10 protein-coding genes are annotated in these 9,418 nt (G+C 67.0%); 6 read left to right on the top strand and 4 right to left on the bottom strand.

Going from position 1 to position 9,418, the window contains the following annotated elements; all coding sequences use genetic code 11:
- Positions 1-343: 343 nt before the first annotated feature.
- The 4 genes from AC27VE_RS23165 to AC27VE_RS23150 all read left to right on the top strand — a co-directional run bounded on the left by AC27VE_RS23165 (position 344) and on the right by AC27VE_RS23150 (position 3,863).
- Positions 344-880: a YaeQ family protein gene (locus AC27VE_RS23165; protein WP_006227381.1), complete on the top strand. Its 537-nt coding sequence runs from the start codon at positions 344-346 to the stop codon at positions 878-880.
- Between the two features lie 105 nt (positions 881-985).
- Positions 986-1,585 carry a TetR/AcrR family transcriptional regulator gene (locus AC27VE_RS23160; protein ID WP_427956779.1) on the top strand — a complete coding sequence of 200 codons (600 nt, stop codon included), beginning with the start codon at positions 986-988 and terminating at the stop codon, positions 1,583-1,585.
- A gap of 114 nt (positions 1,586-1,699) precedes the next feature.
- Positions 1,700-2,404 carry an SDR family oxidoreductase gene (locus AC27VE_RS23155; RefSeq protein ID WP_488705095.1) on the top strand — a complete coding sequence of 235 codons (705 nt, stop codon included), beginning with the start codon at positions 1,700-1,702 and terminating at the stop codon, positions 2,402-2,404.
- 7 nt (positions 2,405-2,411) lie between these two features.
- Positions 2,412-3,863, top strand: coding sequence for an MFS transporter (locus AC27VE_RS23150; RefSeq protein WP_488705094.1), 1,452 nt, complete (start codon positions 2,412-2,414; stop codon positions 3,861-3,863).
- Positions 3,864-3,866: 3 nt separating this feature from the next.
- On the opposite strand, the gene AC27VE_RS23145 is transcribed toward AC27VE_RS23150, so the two are convergent.
- The 4 genes from AC27VE_RS23145 to AC27VE_RS23130 all read right to left on the bottom strand — a co-directional run bounded on the left by AC27VE_RS23145 (position 3,867) and on the right by AC27VE_RS23130 (position 6,917).
- Positions 3,867-4,994, bottom strand: a complete 1,128-nt coding sequence (locus AC27VE_RS23145; protein ID WP_488705093.1) for a hypothetical protein — start codon at positions 4,992-4,994, stop codon at positions 3,867-3,869.
- Positions 4,987-5,622 (bottom strand): hypothetical protein, encoded by a 636-nt coding sequence (locus AC27VE_RS23140; protein WP_234818256.1) that lies wholly within the window; start codon positions 5,620-5,622, stop codon positions 4,987-4,989. The genes AC27VE_RS23145 and AC27VE_RS23140 overlap by 8 nt, the downstream gene beginning before the upstream one ends.
- A gap of 50 nt (positions 5,623-5,672) precedes the next feature.
- Complete coding sequence (locus AC27VE_RS23135; RefSeq protein ID WP_488705092.1) at positions 5,673-6,221, bottom strand: hypothetical protein; 549 nt, start codon at positions 6,219-6,221, stop codon at positions 5,673-5,675.
- A gap of 75 nt (positions 6,222-6,296) precedes the next feature.
- Entirely contained in the window at positions 6,297-6,917 is a 621-nt protein-coding gene (locus AC27VE_RS23130; protein WP_488705091.1) for a chorismate--pyruvate lyase family protein, read from the bottom strand.
- Between the two features lie 365 nt (positions 6,918-7,282).
- On the opposite strand from AC27VE_RS23130, the gene AC27VE_RS23125 reads away from it, so the two are divergent.
- Positions 7,283-8,173 (top strand): nitrilase family protein, encoded by an 891-nt coding sequence (locus AC27VE_RS23125; RefSeq protein WP_006227389.1) that lies wholly within the window; start codon positions 7,283-7,285, stop codon positions 8,171-8,173.
- A 36-nt stretch (positions 8,174-8,209) separates the two neighbouring features.
- Positions 8,210-9,376 (top strand): substrate-binding protein, encoded by a 1,167-nt coding sequence (locus tag AC27VE_RS23120; RefSeq protein WP_088588393.1) that lies wholly within the window; start codon positions 8,210-8,212, stop codon positions 9,374-9,376.
- Positions 9,377-9,418: the final 42 nt, after the last annotated feature.

Here is a 9,418-nt window from a genome sequence, read left to right as displayed (position 1 = left end):
GGCCCCGCAAGCCTCGACACCGACCACGGCTCCAACAGCGCACCAGGCCCGGACAGAGCCAGCTTGTCGGCGTGGGGGGCAGGGGCGCGAGCAACCTCGATGCGCCCGAGGGAATCGGAAGGGAGCCGAAGGCGGACGACGATGACGACGGGGTAGTCCGGCGCCGGCGCGCCGGACCGCAATCGTGGGCGCGAGCGCCCCTGCCCCCCACGCCGACAAGCGACCGACGAAGTGCCAGCACACAGACCCACTCACGAAGCCCCCCAAAACACACCCCCCAGCCCCAAGCGTTATCATTGCGCCCTTCACGCAATTCGCATCACCCTTCAACGGATCCCTCCTTATGGCCCTGCGCGCCACCATCTACAAGGCCGAACTCAACGTCGCCGATACGGACCGCCACTACTACGGCAGCCATTCGCTGACGGTCGCCCGCCATCCTTCGGAAACCGACGAGCGCCTGATGGTTCGCCTGGTCGCCTATGCCCTGCATGCGCAGGAAGAACTGGCGTTCACCAAGGGCCTGAGCGACACCGACGAGCCCGACTTGTGGGTCAAGGACCTGACCGGCGCGGTCAAGCTGTGGATCGAAGTGGGTCAGCCCGAAGAACGCCGCATCTTGCGCGCCTGTGGCCGCGCCGATGAAGTCATCGTGTACTGCTACGGCGGGTCGGCCAGCAAGATCTGGTGGGACGGCGTGCGCAACAAGCTCGAGCGCACCCGTAACTTGAAGGTCATCAACCTGCCGTCGGACCAGACCCGCGCGCTCGCCAAGCTGGCCGAGCGCACGATGCAGCTGAACGCCAACATATCGGACGGCATCGTCTACTTTTCGGCCGACAAGGGCGAAGTCAGTGTCGAGCCGGAGGCCTGGCGCTAGGCGCCGTGCCTGCATCGCCGCGTTACAAATTCACCCCGTATTTTTCTTGCACGGGGTCTTTTTGCGGGATTAATATGATGATCATCATATTTCGGATTCCCGACCATGCCTGGCCCATCCTCCCGTAAAGCGCTTTCTCACGAACGCATCGTCGACGCCGCGGCGCGTGCGATTCGTCGCGAGGGCTATGCGGGCGTCGGCGTGGCCGACGTCATGAAAGAGGCTGGGCTGACCCACGGCGGCTTCTACGCGCATTTCCCGTCGCGGGATGCCTTGCTGGCCGCCGCGATGGAACGCGCCGGTCGCGATGGCGCGGCGCGCATGTCCAAGAGCATGGAGCAACGCCGGGCCGACGGGGCAAGCCCCTTGCGCGCCTGGGTTGAAGCGTATCTGGGCGAGGCGCATCTGAAAGGTTGTGAAGGGGGCTGCCCGGTGTCGGCACTGGCTTCCGAGATCCCGCGCCAGTCGTCCGAAGTGCGTGAAGCCTCGGCCGTGCGTGTGCAACGCTTGATGGAAGCCGTGCGGCAGGCGCTGCCGGCAACAGCAGGCGAGCATGCCGCCGCAGCGGTGACCAGTACGCTCGTGGGCGCGTTGCAGCTGGCCCGGGCGCTGGGCGACAACCCCGAAGGGCGCGCGGTGCTGGCTTCTGCCCGCCACGCCATCCTGGACCAATACGACCGCGAGGCCAACGCCCCGTCTGCCTGACCCGAACTGCATCCCAAGGCCGCATTGCGCGGTCTTTTTACCGGCCGTAAATATGATGATCATCATATTTAGCCAACACCAGTTGCTCTATCTACCCCCCAAGGACATCCCATCATGGATCTCAAGAATGCAGTGGTTTTGATTACCGGCGCCAACCGCGGTTTAGGGTTGGCCTTTGCCCGCGAGGCGCTGGCCCGCGGTGCGCGCAAGGTCTATGCCGGCGCACGCGATCCGTCGACCGTCACCTTGGCGGGCGTCGAAGCGATCAAGCTGGACGTGACGAATCCGCAAGACGTGGCGGCCGCTGCAGCGCATGCCTCGGACGTGACGCTCGTCATCAACAACGCCGGCATCGCAGCCATCGGCGGATTCATGGCGGAGGGCAGCATTGAATCCGCGCAGCGTCATCTGGACACCAACCTCTTCGGCTCGTTGCGTGTGGCGCAGGCGTTCGCGCCGGTGCTGGCCGCCAATGGCGGCGGGGCGCTGCTGAATGTGCTGTCGATCGCCAGCTGGGTCAACGGCCCGCTGCTCGGCGTCTACGCCATGAGCAAGTCGGCCGCGTGGGCCATGACCAACGGGCTGCGTAACGACTTGCGGGCGCAGAAGACGCAGGTGCTGGGCCTGCACATGGGTTTTGTGGATACGGATCTGACCAAGGGCATCGACGGCCCCAAGTCCACGCCGGAATCCATCGTGAGCCAGGCATTCGACGGGCTGGAGGCGGGCGCTGAAGAAGTGCTGGCCGACGACCGGACCCGTCAGGTCAAGCAGGGTCTGTCCGCCGAACCGGCGGTGTATCTGAAGGCGCTGGGATAAATCCATCATGCACGCTACTGCCCGCTCCGCGCCGGCATCTCCGCCGGCCATCTCTGCAAACGAACCCGAGTCCGCGAACGACCCCGCCATCGCGCCCGCCGCGGCGTCTCCGTGGCCGATCTTCTGGGTTGCCAGCATCGCCGTGTTCCTCGTGTCGCTGGACAGCACCATGCTGTACGCGGCGTTCGGCGCCTTGCGCGCCGGCTTTCCCGAGGCCTCGGCCGCGGACATGTCGTGGGTGCTCAATGCCTACACGGTCGTGTTCGCTGCCATGCTGATCCCGTCCGGTGGTTTGGCCGATACGCATGGCCGCAAGCGCATGTTCATGGTCGGGGTGGTGCTGTTCCTGGCCGCCTCGGCCGCGTGCGGCCTGGCAGGCAGCGTGGGGTGGCTGATCGCCGCCCGGGTGCTGCAGGCCGTGGGCGCGGCGCTGCTGACGCCGGCGTCGCTGTCCATCGTGCTGGCTGCCTTTCCAGCCTCCCAGCGCGCCGTGGCGGTCAGCCTGTGGGGCGCCGTGGGCGGCTTGGCCGCGGCGGTCGGCCCCAGCCTGGGGGCGTTCGTCGTGGACATGGCGGGCTGGCCCTGGGCCTTCTACATCAACCTGCCGTTGGGCGCCTTGTCGCTTTGGTACGGCGCAGGTTTGCTGAAGGAATCCGTGAAGGCTGATGCGCGCCGCCGCGTGGACGGCGTGGGCATGGCGTTGCTGATGGTGGCCGTGGGCGCGTTGGCGCTGGCGATCGTGCAGTCGGAATCGCCGTCCTGGAGCCGGCTGGAGTTGGGCGTGGTGGCGGCCGTGGGCGTCGTTTCGCTGGGGGCTTTCGTGGCCTGGGCGCGTGCCACGCCGCACCCGCTGGTGGATTTGTCGCTGTTCAAGCATCGCACCTATCGCTATGTGAACCTGGCCACGCTGAGCTTCGGCATTGCGTTCGCGATGATGTTCTTCGCGTTCTTTTTCTACATGACGGGCGTGTGGCATTACAGCCTGCCGCGCGCCGGCCTGGCCGTGACGCCGGGGCCGCTGCTGGTCATGCCGACGGCGATCCTGACCGGGCGCCTGGCCGCGCGGATGGGCCACCGTCCATTCCTGGTGGGCGGCTCCTTGATCTACGCGGCCAGCGGATTGTGGTTCCTGCTGGTGCCGGGCGAGCAGCCCGCGTATCTGACGCAATGGCTGCCAGGCCTGCTGCTCAGCGGGATTGGGGTGGGCATGGTGTTGCCGTCCTTGTCGGGCGCGGCCGTCAGCAAGCTACCCGCGCAGCACTATGCCGTGGGCAGCGCCGTCAATCAGGCGACGCGGCAGATCGGCGGCGTGATGGGCGTGGCGATCACGGTGCTGATGCTGGGCCATGGCGCGGTCAGCCACGCCGCCTTCTCGCCGCTGTATGTGGCGCACGTGGCGCTGGCCTTGGTGACGGCGTTGCTATGCCTGGCGGTGGACACCCGGCCAGGCAAGCGCTGACCGTCATTGCGTGCAGGCGTCCGGCGCAAGGTTGGCTGGATCGCCGCAAGCATTCCATTGCGCGGGCGTCATGGCGGGCACCAGCGCGACGCGCCCCATCGGGTCGAAATAGAAAAGGACGCGGCCAGGGTGCTTGTGCATGGCCTGCCAGATCTGCTCCTGGGCCTGCGGCGTGACGTGCGCCGCGCCTTGGGCGTCGGTTTCGCCCTTGGCCAGCACGGTCTGCACGGCGGGGTCCCAGGACGACTGGTCGTCGCCGTCCATCGGCACCTCGTCGGCGATACGCACGATGCGCCATTCCACACCGGGAATTTCACCTGGGAATGCGGCCAGGTGTTCGCGCAGGCGCGGATACAGGCGGTCCGGGCGCGCGGCGGGTTCCGGATAGGCGTAAGGCCCCTGGCTGTCGTTCGGTGCGACAAACGCGGAGTACTGGCGTACGTAGCGCTGCGCCGGCTTGCCCTGCGCGTCCAGGGTCTGGACGGCCAAAGGCTGGCCCGGCGATAACGTGTCGATCACGCGCAGCAAGCGGCCCGAGGCGTCGCGCACGTAATGCCGGCTGGTGCCGGGGCCTTTGGCGTCGCCGCAGCCGTCATCGATGAAGGTGCTCAGCACGCCCCGCGCATCGCGTTGCAGGCACGCGCGCCGGGTCGCGGCATAGGGCTGCGCATCGGACGAGCCCGACAGGTCGTATTCGGTGTAGGCCGCCAGCGCACCCGCCGTGTCGTAGGCCAGCACATACCCGCCTTCCAGCACCGTCCTGCCGCGGATCTTGCCATACCGTTCCACGCGGCACAGCCTGCCGTCCGGGCTGAAGTAAAGCCGGGTCGGGGCGACCGTGCCCGGCGTTTCCCGGGTCCGGTAGGCCGACCAATCGACCTTGTCCGTCCAGGTGTGCGGATCCGGGTCGCCGCGCTCGTTGGTCCAGGCAAGTTTGCGGTTCGTCGGTACGCGTTCCCCCTGTTTGCCGAGCAGCACGCGGTCGTTCGCCAGGTCGACGGACACCGGCACGGCGGGCAGTGTGGAGGGCTCGGAAAAATCGGTAACGGCCGGGCCGCAATCGGCAAAGGCGGGGGTGGCAAGCAGCGCCTGGGCGGCGGCCAGGGCAAGGACGATCGGCAGCTTACGCATATTGTTGAGCGTCCATGTACTTCACCAGATCCCAGAATTCCTTCGATACCCCGCCCAGGCGCAGCTTGCCCTGTGCGTCTTCGAACAGCAGGAAGGGGTAGGCGTCGCGCGTCAACACGCCGGGGTCCGGCAGCCGGTATGGCTTGAAGATTTCCGGGTTATTGAAGTAGTTCTCCAGCCGCCCGCCGCCATCCACGTGCATGTAGCGCACGCGCAAAGTGTGCTGTTTGAACGCCGCCTGGGTTTCGGGGTAGACGCCGCCATCGCCCGCGACCACCGAATTGGACAGCGCCGCCATGAACACGCGCTGGATGCCCACAAACCGGATTTCACCGTGGGTGCTGTCGCCTTGGGCGCGGGCCAGTTCCTTGACCACCTGCGAGGCGCGTGAACCAGGCACCAGCGTATCGGCAAAAAGTTTATCCACGTCCGCATTTTCCCGATCGGGCGTTTGGCGGAACTGTTGGAAATCCCGACGGAAATCCTGCAGCCATTGCTGGTAGCGCTGGTTTTCCGCCTGCCGGTCGAACGTCTGCGCAAAGCTGGCGCCGGCATGCAGAGTGATCAGGCTGGTGATTGCCAGCAGCCAGAAGCGTCGGAACCAAAGGGTAAGCATGGGAGGGGACATGTCGGTGACCGGGCTGCCAAGGAAAGGGGGAAGGGGACGCGTGAAGGCGATCATTGTGGGGGATCCGCCGCCTCTGGCGTCGCATCCGTTGCCGGCGCGCGTGGGCGGCCGGGCCTGCCGAAGAACCAATAGGTGCAAAGCAGCGAGCCCACGATGCCGGGCAGGGCGCCCACGCTCAAGGGGAATAGCAGGTCTGCCCATCGGAAGTCTTGGCTGCCGAAGGCGGCCAGGAACAGGAATCCGTACAGGCCGCCCGCCACCGTCATCATGCCTAAGGCGGGCCAGGTCGGAAGAACGGGTTTGAGCGCGCCCGCCACGATGCCGCACAGCAGCGCCGGCACGATGCCGAAGACGTAGAACCACGGCAGGCCAAGGACGGCCACGACCAGGTTCTGGGGATCCCGGGTCACCGCCGAGAGGGCCAGCATGAGCGCCGCGCCGCCGATGGCCGGCGCGATGAAGGCGTACATGAGGCCACCGGCGACAAGGTCGCTGACGATGCGGCGCCGGGTGTCGTCGGGCTTGGGGTGCCGGAAGCGGTAGGCCACGGCAGCCAGGGTGCCAAGAAGGAGCAGGCCGAGAACGAGGTAGGGTCTCATTACCTTATTCTGGCATAAGCGGCCCCGCGCGGCGCGAGCCTCCTTGGCGCCGGGCGGGAGCCAGCCTTCCGCGCCTTAGCGCGGCGTGCGCTGATGCGGGACCAACGGCGGCACGGGCCGGTCCGCGATCAGTTCCCAGAAGCCGGGCAGGAAGCACTCGGCCACCAACAGCGGCTGGCCCTGGCGCCAGAACACGGATCGGCGCGCCCAGATGCGGGCCGCGTCCTGGTCCCGCTGTTCAGGCGGCAGGACGCCACGCGCCGTGGCGTGAAACGGCACCGGCCGCGCCAGGCGGCGGCAGGCGAAGGGCGACCGGATGACGGTGCTGTCGTGATACAGCATGTCGGCCAGCGGCCGGGTCAGCAGCCGGCGCATGCCTTGCCAGGCGCCGTGCGACGCGCCCAGGGGCGTGAGGCTGCGGGCCGGCACGCTGTCCACGCCGTTCACCGACATCAGCACTTCCCGGATCCACACGGGCGTGCCGGGGGCGATGCCCATGGCGCGAGCCTCATCCAGCGGGGCGCCGTCGGCGTATTCGGCCAGCACGCGCAGGCGGACCTGGCCGACTTGGCGCAGGCCGGCGGTCAGCGCGCCGGGGCGGAACAGCCAGTGGCGCACGGCCGGCGACAGGATGGGCGGGGCGACGGGGAGCCAGCCAGCGGCAAGGGGGGGGTGATGTGCTGCGGGTTTCATCATGGCTGCGTATTATGCCAAGCTAGGCTGACGGCCCCAATGCGTCGCAATGACGCAGCGGCAAGGGCGACGCCGTAAAAAGGGCTGCGCGGCTAGCGGCCAGCCCGCGATTCCTGCGTCCGGGAAAGCACTTATTGTCCCGGGATCGGCGCGATCTCTATTATCTGCCCACGGTCAAGATTGACCGGAATGCCTTTCCTCCCGTTGACGGGGCCCGCAATCGGCTTTGGCCGTTTCGAGCAAGGCATGCAGTACCCCGCAGCAATAATTGCTGCTTGAACATTTGGTATGGCTATAGAAGCCCCCGACTTGCACGCGATGCGTGGTCGGGGGCTTTTTCGTTTTCAATTTTCAAATTGGGAGATCGCATGCAAGCGTCGGACACGCAGAGTTCCCCGGCCACGGCCATCTGGGTAGCCAGTGTGCAGATGGCCCCCGTGATCGGCGACGTCGCCGCCAATGTGGCCCGTTCGACCGAACTGGTGGAGCAGGCCGCCGCAAAAGGCGCGCGGCTGGTGGTGCTGCCCGAATTGGCGAACACGGGTTACGTGTTCGAGAGCCGCGAAGAGGCTTATGCACTGGCCGAAGCGGTGCCCGGCGGCCCCAGTTCGCAGGCCTGGATCGCGCTGGCGCAGCGCCTGGGCATCTACCTGGTGGCGGGCATTGCCGAACGCAGCGGCGACCGCCTGTACAACGCTGCCCTGATCGCGGGGCCTTCCGGCTACATCGGCACGTATCGCAAGCTGCATCTGTGGGGCGACGAAAACCTGTATTTCGAGGCCGGAGACCTGGGCCTGCCGGTGTTCCATACCGAGCTGGGCCGCCTGGGCGTGGCCATTTGCTATGACGGCTGGTTCCCCGAGGTCTACCGGCTGCTGGCAGTGCGCGGCGCGGACATCGTGGCGGTGCCGACCAACTGGGTGCCGATGCCTGGGCAGACGCTCGATGGGCCGGTGATGGCGCATGCGCTGACCATCGGGGGGGCGCACAGCAACGGCTTGACCGTGGTGTGCGCCGACCGCGTGGGTACCGAACGCGGCCAGCCTTTCGTGGGCCGCAGCCTGATCGTGGGATCGCAGGGCTGGACGGCCGCGGGCCCCGCCAGCGTCGACCAGGAAGAAGTGCTGCTGGCGTCCATCGACGTGCAGGCCTCGCGCCGGGCGCGCCAATTGAACGATTTCAACCACGTGCTGCGCGACAGGCGCTGCGATATCTACGACGAGCAACTGGGCGCTGATGGCGCCCCGCGGCAACGTTAAGCGATGGCCCATGGCCGACTCCCAAGGAGCAACCTCATGAAACCCCTGTTCAGCAGCTTCCGCCTCCGCCTGTCGATCGTCGCATTACTGGCGGGTGTCGCCAGCGCGCACGCGGCAGAACCTTTGCGCATCGGCGTCCCGGTCGGCCTGTCGGGTGCCAACAGCGTCGTGGCGCCCGGCGTGGTGCAGGCGTCCCAACTGGCGGCCGACGAGATCAACGCGGCTGGCGGCATATTGGGCCGCCAGATCGTGCTGGAGATCGCCGACGACGCCTCGGGCGCCGTGGGCGCGCAAAAGGCCTATGACACGCTGGTCTTCCAGAAGAAGGTCGATGCCATCATCGCCATGGAAACCAGCGCGGCGCGCAATGCCGCGCTGCCCATCGTGTCGCGCGGCAAAGTGCCCTATATCTACACTTCGTTCTATGAAGGCCGTTCGTGCAACCGCTGGATGCACGTGAACGGCTGGGTGCCGGAGCAGCAGGTGGCGCCGGTGGTGGACCACTTCATGAAGGAGCGCGGCGCCAAGACCTTCTTCCTGGTCGGCAGCGACTACGCCTTCGGCCGCGGCATGCTGAAGTTCACGCGGGAATACATCGAGAAGCAGGGCGGACGCGTGGTGGGCGAGGAATACCTGCCCATCGACGGTTCGGACTGGACGCCCGTGGTGTCGAAGATCCGTTCGGCCAACCCGGATGCGCTGATCAGCTCGACGGCGGGGGGCGGCCCGAATGTCAGCCTGGCCAAGCAGGTCAAGGCGGCGGGGCTGTCCATGCCCTACGGCAACCTGGCGATCGACGAAGGCACGGCCAAGACCATGGGCGACACGGCGGTGGGCATGTACATGTCGGCGTCGTACCTGACCAGCATCGATACGCCACAGAACCGCAAATTCCTGGACGGCCTGAAGGCGAAATTCGGCAACGACGCCAAGACCGCGAATGAATTCTCGGGCCCGCAGTACGAAGCCTTCTATCTGTACAAGGCGGCGGTCGAGAAGGCGGGCGGCATGGATCCGCAGAAGGTGGTGCAGGCCTTGAGCGAGGTGTCGTTCGACGGCCCTCGCGGCCCCGTCAAGATGGACCGCCAACGGCACGCGGCGCTGACCATGCGCCTGGGCCAGGTGCAGCAGGACGGTTCCATCAAGATCCTGCAGACGTTCAATCAGGTGGACCCGGGTGCGCAATGCCCGGATCTGAAGTGACGCCGCAGTAACGTGATACGCGCCGCCGGCCCGTCCGGCGGC

This window comes from Achromobacter sp. 18P8.1.1, from assembly GCF_057799415.1.
Note: the sequence above shows the minus strand (reverse complement) of the source record. Positions and strands in the feature narration are given on the sequence as shown.

Bases quoted from the DNA above. Each gene is read 5' to 3' on its own strand.
- AC27VE_RS23165 (WP_006227381.1), top strand. From the start codon at position 344: ATGGCCCTGCGCGCCACCATCTACAAGGCCGAACTCAACGTCGCCGAT.
- AC27VE_RS23160 (WP_427956779.1), top strand. From the start codon at position 986: ATGCCTGGCCCATCCTCCCGTAAAGCGCTTTCTCACGAACGCATCGTC.
- AC27VE_RS23155 (WP_488705095.1), top strand. From the start codon at position 1,700: ATGGATCTCAAGAATGCAGTGGTTTTGATTACCGGCGCCAACCGCGGT.
- AC27VE_RS23150 (WP_488705094.1), top strand. From the start codon at position 2,412: ATGCACGCTACTGCCCGCTCCGCGCCGGCATCTCCGCCGGCCATCTCT.
- AC27VE_RS23145 (WP_488705093.1), bottom strand. From the start codon at position 4,994: ATGCGTAAGCTGCCGATCGTCCTTGCCCTGGCCGCCGCCCAGGCGCTG.
- AC27VE_RS23140 (WP_234818256.1), bottom strand. From the start codon at position 5,622: ATGTCCCCTCCCATGCTTACCCTTTGGTTCCGACGCTTCTGGCTGCTG.
- AC27VE_RS23135 (WP_488705092.1), bottom strand. From the start codon at position 6,221: ATGAGACCCTACCTCGTTCTCGGCCTGCTCCTTCTTGGCACCCTGGCT.
- AC27VE_RS23130 (WP_488705091.1), bottom strand. From the start codon at position 6,917: ATGATGAAACCCGCAGCACATCACCCCCCCCTTGCCGCTGGCTGGCTC.
- AC27VE_RS23125 (WP_006227389.1), top strand. From the start codon at position 7,283: ATGCAAGCGTCGGACACGCAGAGTTCCCCGGCCACGGCCATCTGGGTA.
- AC27VE_RS23120 (WP_088588393.1), top strand. From the start codon at position 8,210: ATGAAACCCCTGTTCAGCAGCTTCCGCCTCCGCCTGTCGATCGTCGCA.